Annotated in this window: 19 protein-coding genes; 8 read left to right on the top strand and 11 right to left on the bottom strand. The window is 72.2% G+C overall.

Features of this window, described 5'->3' with window-relative positions; genetic code table 11:
• Positions 1-3 precede the first annotated feature (3 nt).
• The gene (aroA, locus tag ACQPXS_RS18995) at positions 4-1239 is read right to left on the bottom strand and encodes a 3-phosphoshikimate 1-carboxyvinyltransferase (RefSeq protein ID WP_433450546.1); all 1236 of its coding nucleotides are present in this window, start codon (positions 1237-1239) and stop codon (positions 4-6) included.
• 343 nt (positions 1240-1582) lie between these two features.
• On the opposite strand from aroA, the gene ACQPXS_RS18990 reads away from it, so the two are divergent.
• A complete protein-coding gene (locus ACQPXS_RS18990) occupies positions 1583-3427 on the top strand; it encodes a glycoside hydrolase family 3 protein (protein ID WP_433450545.1) in 1845 nt (614 codons plus the stop codon).
• Positions 3428-3538: 111 nt separating this feature from the next.
• Positions 3539-4159 (top strand): hypothetical protein, encoded by a 621-nt coding sequence (locus ACQPXS_RS18985; RefSeq protein WP_433450543.1) that lies wholly within the window; start codon positions 3539-3541, stop codon positions 4157-4159.
• Between the two features lie 11 nt (positions 4160-4170).
• Here ACQPXS_RS18985 and ACQPXS_RS18980 read toward each other — a convergent pair whose 3' ends face one another.
• The gene (locus ACQPXS_RS18980) at positions 4171-5583 is read right to left on the bottom strand and encodes a S28 family serine protease (RefSeq protein WP_433450541.1); all 1413 of its coding nucleotides are present in this window, start codon (positions 5581-5583) and stop codon (positions 4171-4173) included.
• 142 nt (positions 5584-5725) lie between these two features.
• On the opposite strand from ACQPXS_RS18980, the gene ACQPXS_RS18975 reads away from it, so the two are divergent.
• Positions 5726-6322, top strand: a complete 597-nt coding sequence (locus ACQPXS_RS18975; RefSeq protein ID WP_433450540.1) for an RBBP9/YdeN family alpha/beta hydrolase — start codon at positions 5726-5728, stop codon at positions 6320-6322.
• Positions 6323-6360: 38 nt separating this feature from the next.
• Here ACQPXS_RS18975 and ACQPXS_RS18970 read toward each other — a convergent pair whose 3' ends face one another.
• The 3 genes from ACQPXS_RS18970 to ACQPXS_RS18960 all read right to left on the bottom strand — a co-directional run bounded on the left by ACQPXS_RS18970 (position 6361) and on the right by ACQPXS_RS18960 (position 9506).
• Positions 6361-7659, bottom strand: a complete 1299-nt coding sequence (locus ACQPXS_RS18970) for an MFS transporter (RefSeq protein WP_433450539.1) — start codon at positions 7657-7659, stop codon at positions 6361-6363.
• Positions 7660-7758: 99 nt separating this feature from the next.
• Positions 7759-8559, bottom strand: coding sequence for a sugar phosphate isomerase/epimerase family protein (locus ACQPXS_RS18965; RefSeq protein WP_365323458.1), 801 nt, complete (start codon positions 8557-8559; stop codon positions 7759-7761).
• Positions 8560-8576: 17 nt separating this feature from the next.
• The gene (locus tag ACQPXS_RS18960) at positions 8577-9506 is read right to left on the bottom strand and encodes a bifunctional helix-turn-helix transcriptional regulator/GNAT family N-acetyltransferase (protein ID WP_433450537.1); all 930 of its coding nucleotides are present in this window, start codon (positions 9504-9506) and stop codon (positions 8577-8579) included.
• A 386-nt stretch (positions 9507-9892) separates the two neighbouring features.
• On the opposite strand from ACQPXS_RS18960, the gene ACQPXS_RS18955 reads away from it, so the two are divergent.
• Positions 9893-10201 carry a hypothetical protein gene (locus ACQPXS_RS18955; protein ID WP_433450535.1) on the top strand — a complete coding sequence of 103 codons (309 nt, stop codon included), beginning with the start codon at positions 9893-9895 and terminating at the stop codon, positions 10199-10201.
• Between the two features lie 136 nt (positions 10202-10337).
• Positions 10338-11567, top strand: coding sequence for an FAD-dependent monooxygenase (locus ACQPXS_RS18950; RefSeq protein ID WP_433450534.1), 1230 nt, complete (start codon positions 10338-10340; stop codon positions 11565-11567).
• Here the strand turns inward: ACQPXS_RS18950 and ACQPXS_RS18945 are convergent.
• Positions 11553-12611, bottom strand: coding sequence for a LacI family DNA-binding transcriptional regulator (locus tag ACQPXS_RS18945; RefSeq protein ID WP_433450532.1), 1059 nt, complete (start codon positions 12609-12611; stop codon positions 11553-11555). The two genes, ACQPXS_RS18950 and ACQPXS_RS18945, sit on opposite strands and share 15 nt — an antisense overlap.
• Before the next feature lie 222 nt (positions 12612-12833).
• Between ACQPXS_RS18945 and ACQPXS_RS18940 the strand changes: the two genes are divergently transcribed.
• The 3 genes from ACQPXS_RS18940 to ACQPXS_RS18930 are packed head-to-tail and all read left to right on the top strand — an operon-like array spanning position 12834 to position 15969.
• Positions 12834-13985 (top strand): Gfo/Idh/MocA family protein, encoded by a 1152-nt coding sequence (locus ACQPXS_RS18940; RefSeq protein ID WP_433450530.1) that lies wholly within the window; start codon positions 12834-12836, stop codon positions 13983-13985.
• Entirely contained in the window at positions 13982-15133 is a 1152-nt protein-coding gene (locus tag ACQPXS_RS18935) for a dihydrodipicolinate synthase family protein (protein WP_433450529.1), read from the top strand. The genes ACQPXS_RS18940 and ACQPXS_RS18935 overlap by 4 nt, the downstream gene beginning before the upstream one ends.
• The gene (locus ACQPXS_RS18930) at positions 15130-15969 is read left to right on the top strand and encodes a sugar phosphate isomerase/epimerase family protein (protein WP_433450527.1); all 840 of its coding nucleotides are present in this window, start codon (positions 15130-15132) and stop codon (positions 15967-15969) included. The genes ACQPXS_RS18935 and ACQPXS_RS18930 overlap by 4 nt, the downstream gene beginning before the upstream one ends.
• A 159-nt stretch (positions 15970-16128) precedes the next feature.
• On the opposite strand, the gene rbsD is transcribed toward ACQPXS_RS18930, so the two are convergent.
• From rbsD to ACQPXS_RS18905, 5 genes are all read right to left on the bottom strand, one after another.
• Complete coding sequence (gene rbsD / locus ACQPXS_RS18925; RefSeq protein ID WP_351808502.1) at positions 16129-16509, bottom strand: D-ribose pyranase; 381 nt, start codon at positions 16507-16509, stop codon at positions 16129-16131.
• A complete protein-coding gene (locus ACQPXS_RS18920; RefSeq protein ID WP_351808769.1) occupies positions 16506-17408 on the bottom strand; it encodes a ribokinase in 903 nt (300 codons plus the stop codon). The genes rbsD and ACQPXS_RS18920 overlap by 4 nt, the downstream gene beginning before the upstream one ends.
• A 112-nt stretch (positions 17409-17520) precedes the next feature.
• A complete protein-coding gene (locus tag ACQPXS_RS18915) occupies positions 17521-19476 on the bottom strand; it encodes an ABC transporter permease/substrate-binding protein (RefSeq protein ID WP_433450525.1) in 1956 nt (651 codons plus the stop codon).
• Positions 19466-20986 carry a sugar ABC transporter ATP-binding protein gene (locus tag ACQPXS_RS18910; RefSeq protein ID WP_356312479.1) on the bottom strand — a complete coding sequence of 507 codons (1521 nt, stop codon included), beginning with the start codon at positions 20984-20986 and terminating at the stop codon, positions 19466-19468. Before ACQPXS_RS18910 ends, ACQPXS_RS18915 begins: the two co-directional genes overlap by 11 nt.
• Positions 20983-22032 carry a LacI family DNA-binding transcriptional regulator gene (locus ACQPXS_RS18905; RefSeq protein ID WP_433450524.1) on the bottom strand — a complete coding sequence of 350 codons (1050 nt, stop codon included), beginning with the start codon at positions 22030-22032 and terminating at the stop codon, positions 20983-20985. The genes ACQPXS_RS18910 and ACQPXS_RS18905 overlap by 4 nt, the downstream gene beginning before the upstream one ends.
• Positions 22033-22211: the final 179 nt, after the last annotated feature.

Below are 22211 nucleotides of genomic sequence, written 5' to 3'. Positions count from 1 at the left end.
CGGTCAGCCCGCTTCCGGGAGCCTCGCGAACGCCTCGTGGAACCCCGGGAACGTCTTGCGGACGCAGCCGGGATCGTCGTACGACAGGCCGGGGGTGCGCAGGCCGGTCACCGCGAAGGACATCACGATGCGGTGGTCCCCGAAGGTCCTGACCCCGGTGCCGGGGGCGGGCGTGCCGGGCCGGATCTCGATCCAGTCGAGGCCGGTCGCCACCGGCACACCGAGCCTGCGCAGATTGTCCGCGCAGGCCTCCAGACGGTCGCACTCCTTCACCCGTGTGTTCGCCACGTCCTCGATGCGGACCGGGCCGGAGGCGAACGGCGCGATCGCGGCGAGCGTCGGCATGGTGTCGGAGACGTCCCGCATGTTCACGGTGAGACCGCGCAGGACTCCCGTGCCGCGCACGGTCGTCCGGTCCGCCGCGATCTCCACCTCGGCGCCCATCCGCCGCAGCACCTCCACGAAGCGCAGATCGCCCTGGAGCGCGCCGGTGCCGAGGCCCGGCACGGTCACCTCGCGGCCCGGCGTGACGGCGGCCGCGGCGAAGAAGTAGCTCGCGGTGGAGGCGTCCGGCTCGATGGCGTAGGTGGTGGCGCGGTAGCCGCCGGCCGGGACGTCGTACACCTCGCCGTCCCGCACCACCTCCACGCCGAACGCCCGCATCATCGCGAGCGTGATCTCCACGTACGGCGCCGAGACCAGGTCGGTCACCCGGATCCTGAGGCCCTTGCGGGTCAGCGGGCCCAGCAGGAGCAGCGCGGTCAGGTACTGGGAGGACTGGCCGGCGTCCAGCAGGACCTCGCCGCCCTCGACACCGGCCGCCCGGACGGTGAGCGGATGGTGCCCCTCGGCCTCCTCGTGCCGCAGGTCGACGCCGAGGTCGCGCAGGGCGCGAGTGAGCGGGCCGAGGGGACGGCGGCGCATCTGCGGGGAGGCGTCGAAGCGGAAGGTGCCGTGTCCGGCGGCGGCCAGGACGGGCAGGAAGCGGGCGGTGGTGGCACCGTCACGGCAGTGGACCCTGGCCTCGGCGAGCGCCGGTCCCTGCGGGCGGCCGTCCACCTGCCAGGCCTCCGCGGTACGGCCCAGCCGGTAGCCGAGCCGGGTCAGGCCCTCGGCGAAGCCCTCGGTGTCGTCGGAGCTCAGGGGGCCCAGGAGCGTGCTGACGCCGTCGGCGGCGGCCGCGAGGAACAGGGCACGGGCGGTGATGGACTTGGAACCGGGGATGGCTACTGCGGGCATGCCCGCATGATGGCTGGTTCGTCCGCACTGCGGTCATGACCGTCCAGGAGGTGGACGTGCCGCCGGACGGGGGAACCCGGCGCGCGCCGGGCTCGTCCAACGCGCGGGTTGCCGGACGGGTTCCGTGCCGTGGTGTCGGCCCTTCGCGACTGGCCGCGAACGCCGACCCACCCTCTTCGCCGCGGCACGGCCGGCCGCCCGCCGCCATCGGCGCGCCCCCTCCCTGCGCCGGTGGCGGCCCCTTCTGCGGTTACTGTGCAGTCCCTTGACGGAAAGAAACTTCCCGGATATTGGTGACTCCTCGGAAGTTTCCTTCAGCGGTACTCCTCTGGAAGGAGCGCACGTGCCCGACACCAGCACGGGAAGCACGGCAAGCACGGGACACACCGCAAGACCCTCCAGACGCGCCGTCCTCGCCGCGACCGCGGGCCTCACCGCCGCGCTGACCGTGCCGACGGCCGCGCGCGCCGCCACGCCCGGCGACGACCGCCGGCTGCGCGCCCTGATCTCCCGGATGACGCTGGAGGAGAAGGTCGGCCAGCTCTTCGTGATGCGGGTCTACGGCCACTCCGCCACCGCCCCCGACCAGGCCGACATCGACGCCAACCTCAACGAGATCGGCGTCCGCACGGCCGCCGAGCTGATCGCCAAGTACCGCGTCGGCGGGATCATCTACTTCGCCTGGGCCCACAACACCCGCGACCCGCACCAGATCGCCGACCTCTCCGACGGCATCCAGAAGGCCTCCCTGGACCAGCCGCGCGGCCTGCCGGTGCTCATCGCCACCGACCAGGAGCACGGCGCGGTCTGCCGGGTCGGCAAGCCCGCCACCCTCTTCCCCGGCGCCATGGCGATCGGCGCCGGCCGCTCCCGCGCGGACGCGCACACCCTCGGCCGGATCTCCGGCGCCGAGCTGCGCGCGATCGGCATCAACCAGGACTACTCCCCGGACGCCGACGTCAACGTCAACCCGGCCAACCCGGTCATCGGCGTACGGTCCTTCGGCGCCGACCCGGACGCGGTCGCCGCGCTGGTGGCCGCCGAGGTGACGGGCTATCAGGCCTCCCGGGTCGCGGCGACCGCCAAGCACTTCCCCGGTCACGGCGACACCGCCACCGACAGCCACACCGGCTTCCCGGTCATCACGCACAGCCGGGAGTTGTGGGAGAAGCTGGACGCCGTACCCTTCCGGGCCGCGATCGCCGCGGGCATCGACTCCATCATGACCGCGCACATCCAGTTCCCGGCCCTGGACGACTCCGGCGACCCGGCCACCCTCTCCCACCCGATCCTCACCGGCATCCTGCGCGGCGAACTCGGCTACGACGGGGTCGTGATCACCGACTCCCTCGGCATGGAGGGCGTCCGCACCAAGTACGGCGACGACCGGGTGCCGGTGCTCGCGCTGAAGGCCGGGGTGGACCAGCTGCTCAACCCGCCGTCCCTCGACGTGGCCTGGAACGCCGTACTGAAGGCCGTCCAGAACGGCGAGCTGACCGAGGCCCGCCTCGACGAATCGATCCTGCGCATCCTGCGCCTGAAGGCCCGCCTCGGCCTCTTCGCCGACCGCCGGGCCGGCCGGACGAGCATCGAGGGCACGGTGGGCACCGAGGCGCACCTGGCCGCCGCCGACCGGATCGCCGAACGCACCACGACCCTCCTGGTCAACGAGGACGGCACCCTCCCCTTCTCCCCCCGCACCGAGCCCCGCCTGCTGGTCGTCGGCGCGGACCCGGCCTCGCCCTCCGGCACCACCGGCCCGCCCACCGGCGTGCTGGCCGCCGCCCTCACCGAGCTGGGCTTCACGGCCACGGCCCTGTCCACCGGCACCGCACCCTCCGCCGCGGTCATCGCCCAGGCGGTCAAGGCCGCGCGGGACGCTGACGCGGTGGTCGTCGCGACCTACAACGTGACGGCGGGCAGCGCCCAACGCACGCTGGTGGAACAGCTCCTGGCCACGGGCAAGCCCCTGGCGGCCCTCGCCGTCCGCAACCCCTACGACGTGGCCCAGTTCCCCTCCGTCAAGGCCTGCCTGGCCTCGTACGGCTGGACGGACGTCGAAGTGCGCGCCGCCGCACGGGTGATCGCCGGCGGCGTGCCCCCGCGCGGCAAGCTGCCGGTGCCGGTGCAGCGGGCCGACGACCCCACCCAGGTGCTGTACCCGATCGGGTACGGGCTGACGTACTAGCCGTACGCCACACACCGGGCGCACCACCCCCAACGGGGGGAAACCCTCCCTGATGTCTGGCGTGGCCGCGCCGCCGAGGGCCACGCTGGACCGGGGTGTCAGGGGGGTGCCATGCGTGGGAAAGGTGCCGTGAGGGCCGCGTGCCTCGCCTGCCTGCTGCCGGCCGCCCTGCTGCTGTCCGGCTGCCGGGGTACGGCGGGCGCCCCCGTCGGCGACGCCCGCCCCACCCCGGCCACCAGCGGCGGCTACGGCACCGAGTTCCTCGCCGTCGGCGAGTGCAGTTCCTTCGGCACGACCAGCTTCACCGAGGTGCCCTGCGCGAGCGAGCGGGCGGCGGCCAGGGTCGTCGCCCGCTACGACGGCGCGACCGCCGACGGCCCCCTGTGCCCGCCGACGACCGACTTCGTGCTGCACATCAGCGCCCGGTCCGCGGCCGCCGACGAGGACGGCGACGGCGCGATCCCCCAGGGCTACGCCTGCATGCGCGGCCTGGAGCCCCCGCACCCCGGCGACCCGGGGGGCGGGGGCGGCCCCCGCACGATCCCCGGCGACTGCGTGTACGCCTCCGGCAAGGGCCAGGTCCGCGAGACCGCCTGCGACGGCTCGGCCCGCCGAAAACCCGAGTACCGCATCACCCAGGCCGTCCCCGACCGCACGGACTGCCCGGCGTCGACGGCGTTGTACGTCCAGCTGGGCGGCACCAGGCCGGTGGGCTGTGCGCGGCGGCTGTGAGGGAACCGCCCCTACGGCCGCAGCGCGGGCTCGCGCTCGGGGTCCCGCACGTCCAGCTTGGCGTCGAACGCGGCCAGCGGCGCGGCCTTGGCGACGTCGGCGGAGGAAACCCCGGCCCACTGCAGGATGCGAGCCGTGGCGAGAGCCTTCTGGTCGGGGACCAGGCCCGCGACGTTCGCGCCGTGGTTCATGCCGGGGGCCGTGAAGACGTACGAGTCACGGGCGCCCGTACCGAGCCGGAAGCGCTCCGAGCCCCACGGGTCGTTCTGGCCGTAGACGAACAGCATGTGCGTGGCGTGGTGCCGTACCCATGTGTCCACGTCCCGCATCGCCTGCGGCTGGAAGCGCATCGGGATGGAACGGGGCACGAAGTCGCGCGGCGGCTGGTAGCCGTAGCGGATCAACTTCCGCTCGATGTACGGGAAGTGGATGGTCGGCGCGCCCAGCTGAGTGCCCGCCTGGTAGTAGTACGGCGTGTACGGTTCGAGTCCCTGGTCGGTGTAGGCGGAGAACCCGGAGATGGTGTCGACCGAGTTCCAGATCTCGTCGTCGCTCGCGGTGGCCGCGTGCGCCGGGACGGTGTCGCAGTCCTGCAGCAGGCTGTACTGCCAGAAGCCCCAGACGTAGTCGAGGACGACCGCCTCGTACGCCTTGTCCAGGCCGCCGACGGTGTCGAAGGTGTAGCCGTTGTCGGCGGCGTACCGCGCGTACCGCTTCTCCAGCGGCTCCCGGCGCACCAGCGCCTCCCGCTGGACGGCGTTCAGCCGGTCCCGGCACTCCTTGGTGCCGACGCCGGCGAAGAAGCGGTCGTAGGCCGAGTCCTCGCTGTTGACGACGTCGTTGGGGGCGACGTAGGCGACGACGCCGTCCATGTCACGCGGGTAGAAGCGCTCGTAGTACGTCGCCGTCATACCGCCCTTGGAGCCGCCGGTGGCGATCCAGCGGCCGCCGTAGATCGGCTTGAGGGCCTCGAACACGCGGTGCTGGTCGCCGGCCGCCTGCCAGATGTCGAGCTTGGACCAGTCGGCCGGGTCGGGGCGGGACGGGGTGAAGAAGCGGTACTCCAGGGAGACCTGGTTGCCGTCCACGATCTGGGTGGGCTCGCGGCGCGAGGGCGTCGTGGAGACGTTGTAGCCGCCGGTGTAGAAGACCGTCGGGCGGCTGGTGTCCTTGTGCAGCACGGTGATGCGCTGCTGGAAGGTGCCGCGGTCGGGGTGGCGGTGGTCGATCGGCTGGGTGTAGTTCAGGACGAAGTAGCGGTAGCCGGGGTACGGCTTCTCCTGGATCAGGCTCATGCCCGGTATGGCGAGCAGTCTGTCCTTGATGTCGGTGGGACCGGACTGGGCGGCGGTGGCCGTGCCCGCCGTGCTCAGCGTGCCTATGAACACGGCGAGCGCGAGCAGCCATCTGAGCGCCTTGCGCATGCGCACTCTCCCCTGTGTGACTGTTGTGAGACACATGTGCGCCGGAAGCTATCGGAGCAACTGGTCTCACACCAGGGGGAGTTGCCCCGGCGCCGCCCCGGGTGACTGGACCGTGAGGGAGGGCTCGGAGATCATCGGCGGCATGACGACGCGCGCGTACCTCATCCTGCACGGCTGGCAGAACCACCGCCCCGGGGGGCACTGGCAGCACTGGCTCGCCGACCGCCTCACCGGGCTGGGCCACCGGGTCACCTATCCGCAGCTGCCCGAGGCGGACGACCCCGACCTGGAGGCGTGGCTCGGCGAACTCGCCCGCCACCTGGAGGAGTTGGACGGCTCGGGGGAGCGGGTCGTCGTCGCCCACAGCCTGTCCGCCGTGCTGTGGCTGCACGCCGCCGCCCGGGGCCTGAAGCAACTGCGGTACGCGGACCGGGTGCTGCTCGTCGCGCCACCGTCCCCGGCCACCCTCGCCTCCTTCCCGGAGGTCTCCGCCTTCGCCCCGCCCGCCCTCGACGCCCCGCTTCCCGGCCCGGCCCGGCTGGTCGCGGGCACCGACGACCCGTACTGTCCCGAGGGCGCGGACAGCGTCTACGCCGAGCCGCTCGGCCTGCCCGCCGACATCATCCCCGGCGCCGCCCACCTCGACCTCGACGCCGGGTACGGCCCCTGGCCGGCGGTCCTGGCCTGGTGTCTGACCGGCACCACACCGCTGACGGCACGCCCGGCGCGGTCCGTGTGAGAGGCCGTCGGGAGGCTGTCCGAGCTCTCACGTAGGTGTCAGGGGGATTCGATGGCCGTACCCGGCGCCCCGGCGGCCCCGTCGGCCGTACCGGGGGCCCCGGCGGCCTCGTCGGCCGTACCGGGCGCCCCGTTTCGCAGTTCCGGTGTCGTCGCGGTGACCGTTGCCACCGCCAGCAGACACAGCAGGCCGCCGGTGATCAGCGAGGTCGCGCCACTGGTCCAGCCGGCGACCAGGCCGCCGCGCACATTGCCGAGGCTGGGGCCCGCCTGGCTGACGATCTGCTCGGCCGCCGTGACCCGGCCGAGCAGGGCGTCCGGGGTGCGGGTCTGCACGATCGTGGACCGGGAGACGACCGAGATGGCGTCCCCGGCGCCCGCGACGGCGAGCAGGGCGAGGCCCAGCCACGGGTTGGTCGTCAGCCCGAAGAGGAGCAGCGCGGCACCCCATGCGGCCGCCGCGCCCAGCATGACCGTACCCGGCCGGCCGAGCCGGGTCACCGCGCCCGACAGCGCGGTGGCCGTGACGCCGCCGACCGCCAGGGCCGACAGGAACAGGCCGAGCGTGCGCGGGTCGTCGCCGAACCGCTCGGCGTTGACCAGCGGGAACACACTCACCGGGAAGCACAGCACGGTCGCGGCGAGGTCGGTGATCAGCGCCCCCCGCACCACCCGGTGCCCGGCCAGGAACCGCAGCCCGTCCAGCACCCCGTGCAGGCCCGCCCGCGACGGCTCGCCCTGCGGCGGCAGCGCGGGCAGCCCGAAGGCGCCGTAGAAGCTGACGCCGAAGCTGAGGGCGTCCAGCAGATAGCAGATGCCGATGCCCAGCCAGCCCAGCAGAACACCGGCCAGGGCCGGGCCGAGGAGCATCATCGACTGGCCGGTGACCTGGTTCAGGGCCAGACCGGCGGCCACCTGGTCCTTCGGCAGCAGCCGCGGCACGAACACCCCGGCCGCCGGGGCGCCGAGTGCGCTGAACGCCGCCTGCGCGGCGACCAGGGCGAGGACGGCCGCCACCGGGACGTGCCCGGTGAAGCCCTGCACGGCCAGCAGCGCGGAGCAGGCCGCCTGTCCCACCGTCGCCGTGAGATAGATCCGCCGCCGGTCCGCCCGGTCCACCCAGGCGCCCGCGAACAGCCCGAACACCACCAGCGGCACCGCCTGCGCGAGCCCGACCGCACCGGTCCACGCCGTGCTGCGGGTCATGTCCCACACCTGGTACATGACCGTCACCATGGTCATGAACCCGCCGAGCGTGGACACGGTCCGTCCGACCAGCAGCCGCCGGAAGAGGGGTGAGGTGCGCAGGGGTCGTACGTCGATGAGCGGCTGAATCACCGGGGGAGGGTAACCGGGCGCCGATGACCGGGCCAGCGATTTACCCGGGGGCCGGGGCGCACCCCGTCAGGGGCGCGGGGCTGTGTCTGACGGGTGAACCTACGCCGCCTCGCCCAGCAGGCGCAGCAAGTGCTCCCGCCCCGCCCCCAACAGCCCCGCAAGCGGCGCAGCCGACTCGTACCACCGCTTCTCGTACTCCCAGCACAGCCACCCGTCCCACCCGCGCCGGCACAGGACGTCCACGCACTCGGTGAGCGGAAGCACCCCGGAGCCGAGCGGCAGCGGCGTGGTGTCCTGCGCCGACGCGATGTCCTTGACCTGCACATACCCCAGATGCGGAGCAAGCGCCGCATAGGTGTCGGCGGGCTGCTCCCCGCCCAGCCAGGTGTGCATGACGTCCCACAGCGCACCCACCTGCCGGTGCCCGACCGGGCCCAGCACCCGGATCACGTCGGCACCGGTGCGATGCGAGTCATGCGTCTCCAGCAGGATCCGCACGCCCAGCGCGGCGGCGTCCTCCGCCGCGGTGCCGAGCCGCCGGGCGGCCAGGGCGTCGGACTCCGCCGGGGGGTGGTCGGGGTCGGCGCCGGGGAAGACCCGGACGTAGGGTGCGCCCAGGTCGTGGGCGAGGTGGAGGAGGTCCCGGATCTCCGCCAGTACGGGTGCGTCGTCACCGGGCGCGGCGACACGCGCGTACCCGGCGAGGCCCAGGACCTCGACCCCGGCCTCCTTGAAACGGGCCGCGGTTGCGGCGCGTTCGGCGGTGGTCAGGCCGGGATGGACGGGTTCCTCGGGGTGGGCGCGCAGTTCGACGCCGTGGTAGCCGTGCGCGGTCGCGAGCGCCAGGACCTCAGGGACGGGCAGGCCGGGGACACCGAGAGTGGAGAACGCCAGCTTCATGGCCCGGACCCTACTCGTCATTCGCCCGATTCGTGCAGATCCAGTCGCCAGTCCTGGCCGACGAGATCCTTGCCGAAGGAGCGGTGCGGCTTCTCCGCGACGAGAACGAAGCCGTGCCGCTGGTAGATCCGGCGGGCGCCGCTGAGCACGTCGTTGGTCCACAGCACCAGGTCGCGGTAGCCGACCCCGCGCGCGAAGTCGATCACGGCCCGCACCAGCCGGTCGCCGATGCCGTGCCCGCGCGCCTCCGGCTCGACCAGCAGCAGCCGCAGCCGCGCGGTGCCGGGTGCGTCGTCCCGTACGCACATCACACAGCCCACCGGGCGCCCTGCCCGCTCGGCGATCCACACCCGTTCCAGATGCGGGTCGTGGTCCTCCGCGAAGTCGGCGACGATCCGGGCGACCAGCCCCTCGTAGTCGGCGTTCCAGCCGTACTCGGCCGCGTACAGGGCCGCGTTGCGCTGCACGATCCAGCCGAGGTCGCCGGGGCGCGGCTCGCGCAGCACGACCTCTTCGGACCGGTCCCCGTCCTCGCCGAGGACCTGCTGGATGGTCCGCATGGCCTCGGCCAGCCGGGGCCGGTCGGCCGGGGCCACGGTATCGAGCATGGCCCCGACCGTCTCCCGGGCCCGCTCGTCGAGCAGGGCTGCGGCCTCCCGGCCCCGCGCGGTGAGCCGTACCCGCCGCCGGCGCGGATCGCTCTGCGAGGGGCCGCGCTCGATGAGCCCGGCGTCCCCGAACTTGTTCAGGATCCGGCTCAGATACCCGGCGTCCAGGTCGAGCAGGGTGCGCAGATCGACCGCGTCCAGGTGCGGGACCTGGGCGAGTTCGTACAGCACACGGGATTCGGTGAGGGTGTACGGGGCGTAGAGATGGCGGCCGTAGTCGAGGGCGCCGATGACGCCCGTATAGAAGCGGTTGAAGGCGCGGACGTCCTGGACGGTCATCTCAGCCCCCCAGATGTTTGACTCAGTCAGAGATGCTGTCTCTCGGAGCCTAGGCTCACCGCCCGCCCGCGTCCACGGTTCGGCTCGGCGGCGTACCAAATCTGCTGGGGTGCACGGGCGTTGGCTGTCCGGACCCGGGTCCGTTCCCTTTGCCTGTTCTTTAGGGCGGTACGGAGTCCTGCTTTTGACTACGTCGCGACCTCGTCGTAGCTTTGATGGAGAACGCCACTTATGTCCGTTTTATCACGGACGTGGCGGTCCGCCGCGAGAGCGCTTATCGCGTGGCGGCGGGCGCGCTCCGAGCGACGCGCAGGCAAGGGAGCGCAACGGACGGCCCGTAGAGGCCGGTCGGCAAGTCAACCACACCCTCCGGAGAGGGGCTCATCATGCGCGCACACACCACCCGGATGAAGAGAGTGGCCATCGCGGTCTGCTCGGCGCCGATCCTTGCCATCGCGGCCGGAGCCGGAGCGGCCCAGGCTGCCACCTCCTCTGCTCCCGCGTCCGCTCCCGCGCAGGTCGCCACGTACCACAGCCACGGCGGTGGCTGGGGCTGGGGCTGGGGCTGGGGCGGCGGCGGCTGGGGCTGGGGCTGGGGCCACGGCGGCTGGGGCTGGGGCCACGGCGGCTGGGGCTGGGGCTGGGGCTGGGGCTGGGGCTGGGGCGGCGGCTGGGGCTGGGGCTGGTGGGACTGAGCGCCAGCAGTAGCCGACACCCCCTGACAAACCAAGGGTGGATCCGGGTGCCCGACCTCACGGGCACCCGGTTCCATATGCCGAAGGACGTAACCGAAGTGATGTTCCAGTGTGGCCGTGACAACGGAGGTACCGGATGAGGATCGTCTGCGTGGGCGGAGGCCCGGCCGGGCTGTACTTCGCGATCTCCGCGAAGCTGCGGGACGCCGGTCACGAGATCACCGTGATCGAGCGGGACCCGCCGGAGGCGACGTACGGCTGGGGTGTCGTGTACTGGAGCGATCTGCTGGACATCCTGCATCGCAACGACCCCGAGAGCGCACGGGCGGTGAGCGCGGGTTCCGTGCTGTGGCAGGACCAGGAGATCCGTCTGCACGGCAGCCGGCACGACGGCACGGCCTACTTCGGCGGCTACGGCTACAGCATGGGCCGCGCCGCCCTGCTGGAGGTCCTCACCCGGCGCGCGAAGGCACTCGGCGTCGACGTCCGGCACGGGGAGAAGCTCGCCGATCCCGCCGACCTGCCCGAGGCCGACCTGATCGTGGCCGCCGACGGCGCGGGCAGCCGCATCCGGCAGAGCCGCGCCGAGCGCTTCGGCACCCAGGTGGAGACTGGCCGCAACCCCTACATCTGGCTCGGCACGGACCGGCAGTTCGAGAGCTTCGTGTTCTGCTTCGAGGAGACCCCGGCCGGCTGGATCTGGTTCCACGCCTATCCGTCGTACCACGGGATCAGCACCTGCATCGTGGAGTGCTCACCGCAGACCTGGAAGGGCCTCGGCCTCGACACGCTCGAACCCGATGACGCCATGCCCCTGCTGGAGAAGATCTTCCACCGCGCGCTCGACGGCCACTCCCTGATCAGCAGATCACGCGGCGAACCGGCGAAGTGGCAGCGCTTCCAGCACATCAGCAACCGGACCTGGGTCGACGGCAACGTCGTCCTGGCCGGCGACGCCGCGCACACCACCCACTTCACGCTCGGGTCCGGGACCCGGCTCGCGATGATCGACGCGATCGTGCTGGCCCACAGCCTCGCGAGCTACCCCGATCCGCGGACGGCACTGCGCGAGTACGACCAGCACCGCCGCGCCGAACTGCACCCCACCCAGGCGGGTGCGCGCTCCAGCATGGCCTGGTTCGAGCAGCTGGACGACTACCTGGACCGCGACCCGGTCTCCTTCGCTTACGCCATGTCGGTACGCCAGGGCCACCAGACCCCCTGGCGCTACCAGGTCCACCTCGCCACCCAGATCCCCGTCGTCCGCAGGGCCCGCCGGGCCTACGACACCGGCAAGCGCTGGTACCAGGACCGCAAGAGGGGCGAGGCGCCGATGCCCCTGCTGGGAAGGTCACTTCCCGGCTGACCGGGGCACCCCCGAAGACCCCCGCACCATCAGCTCCCCCCGGACGGTCGTGATGCCTCCGGGGGGCGCTTCTTCCCGCCCCATGGCGATGCGCCCGGCCCTGGCCCCCGCCTCCGCGAGCGGCAGCCGCACCGTCGTCAGCGCGGGCACCGCATCCACACTGAACGGCAGATCGTCGAACCCGGCGACCGACACGTCGTCCGGAATCCGCAGCCCGGAGTCCCGCAGCGCCGCACACGCCCCGAGCGCGACGGAGTCGTTCGCGGCGACCACGGCGGTCAGCGACGGATCACGGCGCAGCAGCTCCAGCGTCGCCTCGTACCCGGACTGCCGGTCGTAGCGGCCGTGCACCGTCCAGCGTGGGTCGTCCGCCACACCTGCCGCGGCCAGCGCCTCCCGGTGGCCCTCCAGCCGGTGCCGGGTCGTCGTGCGCTCCTCGGGGCCCGCGATGTAGCCGAGGCGGCGGTGGCCGAGGCCGAGCAGATGCTCGGTGAGCCGGCGTGCGCCGCCCCGGTTGTCGAAGGTGAGCGCCACGGCCTCGGTGTCGGGCGCCGGCGGCCGCCCGCACAGCACCACCCGCGTCCCGGCCTCGGCGAGCTTGCGCAGCTTCGCCGCGACCGCCGCCGCGTGCGGCGCGTCCTCCACGGCCCCGCCGGTCAGCACGACGGCCGCCGCCCGCTGCCGCTGCAGCAGTGTCAGGTAGGTCAGCTCACGCTCCGGCGAGCCGCCCGTGTTGCAGACCACCGCCAGCCGCTCACCGCCCGCCCGGCCACCCCCGACGCCCCCGATCTCGGCCTGTATCGCGCTCGCCATGATGCCGAAGAAGGGGTCGGCGATGTCGTTGACGAGGATGCCGACCAGGTCGGAGGTGGCCGCGGCGAGGGCGCTCGCCGGGCCGTTGAGGACGTAGTCCAGCTCGTCCACCGCCCGCAGCACCCGCTCGCGCGTGGAGGCGGCCACCGGGTAGTTGCCGTTCAGCACGCGCGACACCGTCGCGGGTGAGACCTGGGCGCGGGCCGCCACATCCGCCAGGGTCACCGTCATGTCGTCGTCCTCCGGTCGCGCATCGTGTCGTACGCCCTCGTAGACAGCCAGGTCCTGCCGCTGGTTCCGAGAATCCGTCGAGCAGACCTTAAGGCCATGGCCCCCGGTTGTTCGCCCCCTCGAACAACTCGAAGGGGACACGGTCTTGTACAGACCACGGTCCAGAGGCTAGCTTCTCACCATAGAAAGCGCTTGCTTCCTGTGTTGACAGAGGGGACTCACGTGACACGCAAGACGGTGCGAATCGCCATGAACGGCGTGACCGGGCGCATGGGCTACCGCCAGCACCTCGTGCGGTCGATCCTCGCCCTGCGCGACCAGGGCGGCCTCGACCTCGGCGACGGCACCGTGCTGTGGCCCGAGCCGATCCTGCTGGGCCGCCGCGAGCACGCCCTGCGCGCGATCGCCGACCGCCACGGCCTCGACCACGTCTCCACGGACGTGGACGCGGTCCTTGCGGACGGCAGCGTCGACATCTACTTCGACTCCCAGGTCACCTCCGCCCGCGAGGAGGCCGTCAAGAAGGCGATCGCCGCCGGAAAGCACGTCTACACCGAGAAGCCCACGGCCACCGGCCTGGACGGCGCGCTCGAACTGGCGCGCCTCGCCCACGCCAGGGGCATCAGGCACGGCGTGGTCCAGGACAAGATCTTCCTGCCGGGCCTCGTGAAGCTGAAGCGGCTCGTCGACGGCGGCTTCTTCGGCCGGATCCTCTCCGTCCGGGGCGAGTTCGGCTACTGGGTGTTCGAGGGCGACTGGCAGCCCGCCCAGCGCCCTTCCTGGAACTACCGCGCCGAGGACGGCGGTGGCATCGTTGTCGACATGTTCCCGCACTGGGAATACGTCCTGCACGAGCTGTTCGGCCGCGTGAGGTCCGTCCAGGCCCTCGCCACCACCCACATCCCGCAGCGCTGGGACGAACAGGGCAAGCCCTACGACGCGACGGCGGACGACGCGGCCTACGGCATCTTCGAGCTGGAGGGCGGCGCGATCGCCCAGATCAACTCCTCCTGGGCCGTGCGCGTCAACCGCGACGAACTGGTCGAGTTCCAGGTGGACGGCACCGAGGGCTCCGCGGTGGCGGGACTCAGGAAGTGCCGGGCGCAGCACCGCTCGGCGACCCCCAAGCCGGTCTGGAACCCGGACGTCCCGGCCACCGAGGTCTTCCGCGACCAGTGGCAGGAGGTCCCGGACAACGGGGACTTCGACAACGGCTTCAAGGCCCAGTGGGAGCTGTTCCTCAAGCACGTCTACGCCGACGCGCCGTACCACTGGGACCTGCTGGCCGGCGCCCGTGGCGTCCAACTCGCGGAGCTGGGCCTGAAGTCCTCGGCCGAGGGCCGCCGGATCGAGGTACCGGAGATCGCGCTGTGACCATCCGACTTCCCTCGGCGGACGGTTCCTTGCGGACGTACGAGCCCCGCACCGAGCCGTTGCACGTCTCGCCGGGCACCCCCTTCACCTCCCGTACGGTGTTCTCGGCGGCGCACGTCGTGGCCGACCCGTACGCGGACGTGTCCCCCGACTCGCCCGCCGCCGTCGACTGGGACGCCACCCTCGCCTTCCGCCGCCACCTGTGGTCCCACGGACTCGGCGTCGCCGAGGCGATGGACACCGCCCAGCGCGGCATGGGCCTGGACTGGGCGGGCGCGGCCGAGCTGATCCGCCGGTCGGCGGCGGAGGCGCGCAGTGTGGGCGGCCGGATCGCCTGCGGGGTCGGCACCGACCAGATCACGGGCGGCTCCCTGGCGGAGATCCGCGCGGCCTACGAGGAACAGCTCGCGGTCGTCGAGGAGTCGGGCGCCCAGCCGGTCCTGATGGCGTCGCGGGCCTTGGCGGCCGCGTCGTCCGGGCCCGAGGACTACCTGGAGATCTACGGCCGTCTCCTGCGCCAGTCCGCCGAGCCGGTGATCCTGCACTGGCTGGGCCCGATGTTCGACCCGGCGCTGGAGGGTTACTGGGGCTCGGCCGACCTGGACGCCGCGACGGAGACGTTCCTGGAGGTCATCGCCGCGCACCCGGACAAGGTGGACGGCATCAAGGTGTCCCTGCTGGACGCCCGCAGGGAGATCGACCTCCGCCGCCGCCTGCCTCACGGCGTGCGCTGCTACACGGGCGACGACTTCAACTACCCCGAGCTGATCGCGGGCGACGACCAGGGCTTCAGCCACGCCCTGCTCGGCATCTTCGACCCGCTCGGCCCGCTGGCGGCCGAGGCGGTACGGGTCCTGGACACGGGGGACACGGCAGGCTTCCGGAGCCTGCTGGACCCCACGGTCGAGCTGTCCCGCCACCTCTTCCAGACCCCGACCCGCTTCTACAAGACCGGCGTGGTCCTCCTGGCCTGGCTCGCCGGCCACCAGTCCCACTTCACGATGGTCGGCGGCCTCCAGTCGGCCCGCTCCCTCCCGCACCTGGCCCGCGCCTACGAACTCGCCGACGCCCTCGGCCTGTTCCCGGACCCCAAGCTCGCCGAGGAACGGATGAAGAACCTGCTGTCGCTGTACGGGGTGACCCCATGACCGGTCTGGCGCGGTTCAGCATCAACCAGATGACGGTGAGGCAGCTGTCACTGCCGGAACTGGCGGACGCCTGCGGCCGATCGGGCGTCACTCAGGTGGGCCTGTGGCGGGAGCCGGTCCAGGAGTACGGCGTCGAGGCGGCGGCGAAACTGGTCCGGGAGGCGGGCCTGACGGTGACGACCCTGTGCCGGGGCGGCTTCCTCACGGCGACCGACCCGGCAGAGCGGTCCCGTGCCCTGGACGACAACCGGCGCGCGATCGAGGAGGCGGCCACCCTCGGCACCGACACCCTGGTCCTGGTGTGCGGCGGCCTCCCGCCCGGCGGCAAGGACCTGCGGGCGGCCCGCGAACGCATCGCCGACGCCCTCGCCGACCTCGCGCCCCGTGCCGAGGACCACGGGGTCCGCCTGGCCATCGAGCCCCTGCACCCCATGTACGCCGCCGACCGCTGCGTGGTGTCGACGCTGGCCCAGGCCCTGGACCTGGCCGAGCGCTTCCCCGCGCACCAGGTCGGGGTGACCGTGGACACCTACCACATCTGGTGGGACGACCAGGCCCCGGCACAGATCGCCCGGGCGGGCGCGGGCGGCCGTATCCACACCTTCCAACTCGCCGACTGGATCACCCCGCTGCCCGAGGGCGTCCTCAACGGCCGGGGGCAGATCGGCGACGGCGCGATCGACATGCGCGAGTGGACGGGCCACGTGGAGGCCGCCGGCTACACCGGCCCGATCGAGGTCGAGCTCTTCAACGAGCGGCTGTGGGCCCGGGACGGCCGGGAGGTGCTGGCGGAGACGGCGGAGCGGTTCGTGGAACACGTACTCAAAAAATCTTGAGAACGCGTGCAACCCTTTCCGGGCTCCGAGTGTCGTACCTGTCATCAGAACCCGGGAGGGGACCCGGGGGGGATTCACGGGGTTCTGATACGGAGGGGAAAGCCGAGGGGGCGGCCCCGGTCGACGGACCGGGGCCGCCCCCTCGAAGGCGTACGGGCCTCAGAAGAAGACGCCGCAGCGCAGCAGCACATTCGCGTACGGCCGCGCCTCACCCGTGCGCACGACCAGCCGTGCGCCCGCCGACAGCTCCTTCAGGCGCTCGTGCGGGACCAGGGAGAGCCCCGGGAAGTGGCCCTCCAGCAGGGCCCGGTTGCGGCCGCGCAGCTCCTGGGCCGCCGTGGCGCCCTCCACCACGAGCTCGGCCAGCAGACCGTCCAGCACCTCCGCGAACGACGGCACCCCGGCGCGGAACGCCAGGTCCACCACGCGCGGCCCGTCCGGGATCGGCATGCCCGCGTCACACACCAGCACCCCGTCCCCGTGCCCCAGCTCGGCGAGGGCACCGGACAGATGACGGTTGAGGATTCCCGCCTTCTTCACAGCGCCTCGACCTCCTCCGCCGTCGGATACGACTCCTGCGCGCCCCGCTTCGTCACGGCCGCCGCGCCGACCCGGGCCGCGTAGGCCGCCGCCTGCGGCAGATCCGCGCCCGTGCCCAGCTTCCAGGCCAGCGCCGCCGTGAACGCGTCCCCGGCACCCGTCGTGTCCACGGCGTCCACCTTCGCCGACGCCACCCGCGTCACCTCCGAGGAGTCGCACACCAGCGCCCCCTGCGCGCCGAGCGTCACCACCACCGAGCGCGGACCCTTGGCCAGCAGCAGCCGCGCCCAGTCCGCCGGATCCTCGCTCACACAGGCCTCGCCGAGGATCACCCGGGCCTCGTGCTCGTTGACGATCAGCGGGTCGCAGGCCGCGAGCACCTCCGTCGGCAGGGGGCGCGGCGGGGACGGGTTCAGCACGAAACGGCTGTCCGGGGACAGGTTCCGTACGACCTCCACGACCGTCTCCAGCGGGATCTCCAGCTGCGCCGACACCACCCGGGAGGCGAGGAACAGGCTGACCGCCGCCCGGATGTCCGCGGGGGTGAGGCGGGCGTTGGCACCGGGCGACACCACGATGCTGTTGTCCCCGGAGGGGTCCACGGTGATCAGCGCCACTCCCGTCGGCGCCCCGCCCACCAGCACGCCGACCGTGTCGACGCCGGCCTCGTGCAGGGAGTCCAGCAGCAGCCTGCCGTGGCCGTCGTCGCCGACCCGGGCCAGCAGGGCCGTACCCGCGCCGAGCCGGGCGGCGGCGACCGCCTGGTTGGCGCCCTTGCCGCCCGGGTGGACGGCCAGGTCGCCGCCGAGCACCGTCTCGCCGGCGGCCGGCCGCCGCTCGACGTCGATCACCAGGTCGGCGTTGGCCGAACCCACGACCAACAGGTCGTAGTCGTACATCAGTTGACTCCCCATGACTCCCAGAGACGACCCGGGCGGGCGGCCGTCACCCATGGTGCCCCATGCCGGGTGCCCCCATGGTGTACGACCGCCCGCCCGGCCTCACCCGTTGTCAGCCGCTGAAACCGGCCACGTTGTCCTTCGTGACCACCTTCACCGGTACCTTCACCGTCGGCGCCACCTTCTTGCCCTGGACCGCCTTGAGCGCGTTGTCCACGGCGATCTTCCCCAACTGCGTCGGCTGCTGGGCGACCGACGCGTACAGCGTGCCGTCCTTCACCGCCGTCAGCCCGTCCGGGGTGCCGTCGAAACCGACGACCTGGACGGACTTGCCGGCCTTGGAACCGAGCGCCTTGATCGCGCCGAGGGCCATCTCGTCGTTGGCGGCGATGACACCCTGGACGTCGGGGTGGGCCTGGAGCAGGTTCGACATCACGTCGAGGCCCTTGGTGCGGTCGAAGTCGGCCGGCTGCTGGGCCACCACCCGGATGCCGGGGTAGGCCTTCAGACCCTGCGCGAAGCCCTGCGCGCGCTCCCGGGCCGCCGACGTGCCGGCCTGGCCCTGCAGGATCACGATCCTGCCCTTGCCGCCGAGCTTCTCGGCGACGGTCTTCGCGGCCAGTTCCCCGCCCGCCACGTTGTCGGACGCCACCAGGGCGTTCACGGCGGCCTTGTTGACGCCCCGGTCGACGGCGATCACCGGGATCCTCGCCTTGTCGGCGGACTTGACCGAGTTGCTCGCCGCGTCCGAGTCCACCGGGTTGACGATGATCGCGCCCAGGCCGGAACTGGTGAAGTTCTGCAGCTGGTTGGCCTGCTGGGAGGCGTCGTTCTGGGCGTCGGTCACGGTCAGGTCCACGCCCAGCTTCTTCGCCTCGGCCTGGGCGCCGGCCCGGATCTGCACGAAGAACGGGTTGTTGAGGGTGGACAGCGACAGGCCCATCTTCGGGGTGGTGGAGGACGAGGACCCGCCGTGCAGGAAGGAGGTCGCCCCGACGATCGCCACGGTGACGACGGCCGCGAGGGCGTAGGTCGCCGCCTGCCTGCCCCTGGGCCCGCCCGTACCGGACGCCACCGGGGTCGCCCCGGCCTTGCGGCGCATGGTGTCCAGCAGCACCGCCAGCGCGATGACGACGCCGATCACGACCTGCTGCCAGAACGCGGAGACGTTCAGCAGGTTGAGGCCGTTGCGGAGCACCGCCAGGATCAGCGCGCCGATCAGCGTGCCGGACGCCTTGCCGGTGCCGCCCGCGAGCGAGGCACCGCCGATGACGACCGCCGCGATCGCGTCCAGCTCGTAGCCGTCGGCGGCCTGCGGCTGCGCCGAGGACAGCCGGGAGGCCAGCACGACGCCCGCGACGGCCGCGAAGATGCCGGACAGCGCGTAGATGGCGAGCTTCTGCTTCTTCACCCGAAGACCGGACAGCCGCGCGGCCTCCTCGTTGCCGCCGATCGCGTACATCGAGCGGCCGATGTACGTCCGCCCCAGCACGAGTGCGGCGATCAGCCCCATCACGACCATGACCAGCACCGGCACCGGCAGCCATCCGCCGAGCGTGTCCCCGAGGTGCGAGACCGAGTCCGGGAAGGCGATGGGGGAGCCCTGCGAGATCACCAGGGCGAGACCACGGCCCACCGACAGCATGGCCAGCGTCGCGATGAACGGCGGCAGCTTGCCGTAGGCGATGAGGAAACCGTTCACCAGACCCGCGACGACACCCGTGGCGACGGCGAACAGGACCGCGACCGCCACCGGCACCCCGTGCCGCGTGGCGCTCCAGGCCAGCACGGTCGCCGACAGCGCGGCCACGGAGCCGACGGACAGATCGATGCCCGCCGAGACGATCACGAAGGTCACACCGAAGGCGAGGATGGCCGTCACGGCCGCCTGGACGCCGATGTTGAGCAGGTTGTCGGTGGTCAGGAAGTCCCCGGACAGCGCGGACAGCGCGACGACGAGGACGATCAGCGCGGTGAGCGCGCCGTTGTCGAGGAGCAGCCGACGCAAGGCCCCCGGGGCGGGGGCGCCACTCGCGCCCGCGCGGCTCTTGAGCGTGTCAGTGGCCACGGGTGGCCTCCTTCTGGATGGTGGGAGTGGAGACGGCGAGCGCCATGACGGCGTCCTGGGTGGCCTCGGCGGCCGCGAGTTCACCGGCGATCCGGCCCTGGGCCATCACCAGCACCCGGTCGCTCATGCCGAGCACCTCCGGCAGATCGCTGGAGATCATGAGCACGGCGGCACCCTGAGCGGTGAGTTCGTTGACGAGCTGGTAGATCTCGACCTTCGCGCCGACGTCGATGCCTCGCGTCGGCTCGTCGAGGATCAGCACCTTGGTGTCGGCCAGCAGCCACTTGCCGATGACGACCTTCTGCTGATTGCCGCCGGACAGGGTCCGCACGTGCTGCCCCAGCCCCGCCATCCGCACGCCCAGCTGCCCGGCGATGCGCTCGGCGGCGACATGCTGCGCCCTGCGGTCGACGAGCCCGGCCCGGGTCGCGGACCGCATGGTCACGAGCCCGAGGTTCTCCTCGACGGAGGCGTCCAGCACCAGCCCCTGCCCCTTGCGGTCCTCCGGCACGAGCCCGATCCCGGCGGCCATCGCGGCGTTCACGTCATGCCGTTTGAGCTCCGCGCCGGAGACCTTCACCACCCCGCCGTCGTACGGATCCGCCCCGAACACGGCCCGCACCACCTCGGTGCGCCCCGCGCCCACCAGCCCCGCGATCCCGACGACCTCGCCGGCGTGCACCTCGAAGCTGACGTCGTGGAAGACACCGTCACGGGTGAGCCCCTCGACACTGAGCAGGGCGGCACCCTTCTCGGGCCGTTGCCGCGGATACTGCTGCTCGATGGACCGCCCGACCATGAGCCGCACCAGCTCGTCCTCGGGGGTCGAGGCGGGAACCTGGCCCACGCTCTTCCCGTCCCGGATGACGGTGACCCGGTCCCCCAGGGCGGCGATCTCCTCCAGATGATGCGTGATGAAGACGATCCCCACGCCGTCCCGACGCAACGACCGCACGATGCCGAAGAGCTTCTCCACCTCCTCCGAGGTGAGCACGGCGGTCGGCTCGTCCATGATGAGCACGCGCGCGTCCAGGCTGAGCGCCTTGGCGATCTCGACCATCTGCAGCCTTGCGATGCCGAGTTCACGCACACGCGCGCGGGGGGAGACGTTCACGCCGACGCGCGCGAGCAGCACCTCGGCGTCGGCCTCCATCCGCTTCCGGTCGATCATCCCGAAGCGCCGCGGCTGCCGCCCGAGAAAGATGTTCTCGGCGACGGTCAGATCGGGAACGAGATTGAACTCCTGGTAAATGGTGGCGATCCCGAGCCGTTCGGCGTCCTGTGCGCCATGGATGCGCACCTCCTGACCACCGACGTGAATACGGCCGCCGTCGGGCGTGTAGGCCCCGGAGAGCATCTTGATGAGCGTGCTCTTGCCGGCGCCGTTCTCACCGAGCAGCACATGGACCTCGCCCCGGCGCAGATCGAAGTCGACGCCGTCGAGCGCGACCACGCCGGGGAAGGTCTTGCGTATGCCCTCGATACGCAGCAACTCGTCCGCGTTGCTCACGACGTGCTCCTTTGCACTGGGGAGGGGGACTGCGTGGGGGGTTGCACAGCCGGTCCGGGCGCGCCGCACGAGCGGCGCACCACGAGCCGGGCGGTGAGGGTGACGGAGGCGGCCGCGCGCCCCTCGATGCGGTCGACCAGGGCGCGTACGGCGGCCCGCCCCAGCTCACCGGTCGGCTGGGCGATCGCGGTGACGGGCGGATCGGTGTGCACGAACCAGGGGATGTCGTCGAACGCGGCCAGCGCGATGTCGTCCGGAACGCGCAGCCCACGCGCGCGTGCCGCGTCCAGGGCACCGAGTGCCATGAGATTGTCGGCGGCGAAGACGACCTCCGGCGGATGGGCGAGGTCCAGGAACCCCTCGGTGACCCGCCGTCCGCTCTCGGCCTGGAAGTCGCCCTGGCCTATGTAGGCGTCCGGAAGGGGAAGCCCGTACTCGCCCATCGCCTCCCGGAAGGCCTCGACACGCTCGCTGCCGGTCGTGGTGGCGGCGGGCCCCGCGATGATCGCGAGCCGCCGGTGCCCGAGCGCGTACAGATGCGCGACCAGGTCCCGTACGGCACCCCGTCCGTCGGCCCGTACGACGGGGACGTCGACCCCCGGGATCCAGCGGTCCACGAACACCATCGGGGTCCCGGAGCGGGCGGCGTCGAGCATGAGCGGAGAGCCGCCGTCGGTGGGAGAGACGAGCAGCCCGTCGATCCGCCGCTCGAGCAGGTTCCGCACGTGATGGTCCTGAAGGTCCGGCCGCTCGTCGGCGTTGCCGATGATCACGCTGTACCCGAGCGCGCGGGCCTCTTCCTCCACGGAACGGGCCAGCTCGGTGAAGTAGGGATTGAGCACGTCACTGATGACGAGCCCGAGGGTGTGGGTCTGGTCGGTGCGCAGGGACCGGGCGACGGCATTGGGCCGGTACCCGAGCGCCTCGACGGCGGCCAGCACGCGCGTGCGCGCGTCGGCGCTGACCGACGGGTGTGCGTTCAGGACGCGCGAGACCGTGGCGACGGAGACCCCGGCCGCGGCAGCGACGTCCTTGATACTCGCCATCGCCGGCTCACCTCCTCGTGAGACTCGTGAGATCCGTGCGGTCTTGGAAACGATTACATCCACGCCGCAGAAAGGATTGGAAACGATTACATGCGAGGAGGCAAGAGGTTGAAGGTTGTCCGAAACCCAATCGTGACCGTGAGGCCGGCCCGGCGGCCGACGCTGATCGGCAGTTTCGT

The organism is Streptomyces sp. CA-142005 (assembly GCF_050942335.1).
Lineage (GTDB): Bacteria > Actinomycetota > Actinomycetes > Streptomycetales > Streptomycetaceae > Streptomyces.
The sequence above is the reverse complement of the archived record's forward strand: the minus strand, read 5'-3'. Positions and strand labels throughout refer to the sequence as shown.

Coding starts and splice junctions, on each gene's coding strand:
- ACQPXS_RS18955 (WP_433450535.1), top strand. CDS start 9,893: ATGCGCGCACACACCACCCGGATGAAGAGAGTGGCCATCGCGGTCTGC.
- ACQPXS_RS18980 (WP_433450541.1), bottom strand. CDS start 5,583: ATGCGCAAGGCGCTCAGATGGCTGCTCGCGCTCGCCGTGTTCATAGGC.
- ACQPXS_RS18975 (WP_433450540.1), top strand. CDS start 5,726: ATGACGACGCGCGCGTACCTCATCCTGCACGGCTGGCAGAACCACCGC.
- ACQPXS_RS18985 (WP_433450543.1), top strand. CDS start 3,539: ATGCGTGGGAAAGGTGCCGTGAGGGCCGCGTGCCTCGCCTGCCTGCTG.
- ACQPXS_RS18945 (WP_433450532.1), bottom strand. CDS start 12,611: ATGACGGTGACCCTGGCGGATGTGGCGGCCCGCGCCCAGGTCTCACCC.
- aroA (WP_433450546.1), bottom strand. CDS start 1,239: ATGCCCGCAGTAGCCATCCCCGGTTCCAAGTCCATCACCGCCCGTGCC.
- ACQPXS_RS18920 (WP_351808769.1), bottom strand. CDS start 17,408: ATGTACGACTACGACCTGTTGGTCGTGGGTTCGGCCAACGCCGACCTG.
- ACQPXS_RS18930 (WP_433450527.1), top strand. CDS start 15,130: ATGACCGGTCTGGCGCGGTTCAGCATCAACCAGATGACGGTGAGGCAG.
- ACQPXS_RS18950 (WP_433450534.1), top strand. CDS start 10,338: ATGAGGATCGTCTGCGTGGGCGGAGGCCCGGCCGGGCTGTACTTCGCG.
- ACQPXS_RS18960 (WP_433450537.1), bottom strand. CDS start 9,506: ATGACCGTCCAGGACGTCCGCGCCTTCAACCGCTTCTATACGGGCGTC.
- ACQPXS_RS18905 (WP_433450524.1), bottom strand. CDS start 22,032: ATGGCGAGTATCAAGGACGTCGCTGCCGCGGCCGGGGTCTCCGTCGCC.
- ACQPXS_RS18965 (WP_365323458.1), bottom strand. CDS start 8,559: ATGAAGCTGGCGTTCTCCACTCTCGGTGTCCCCGGCCTGCCCGTCCCT.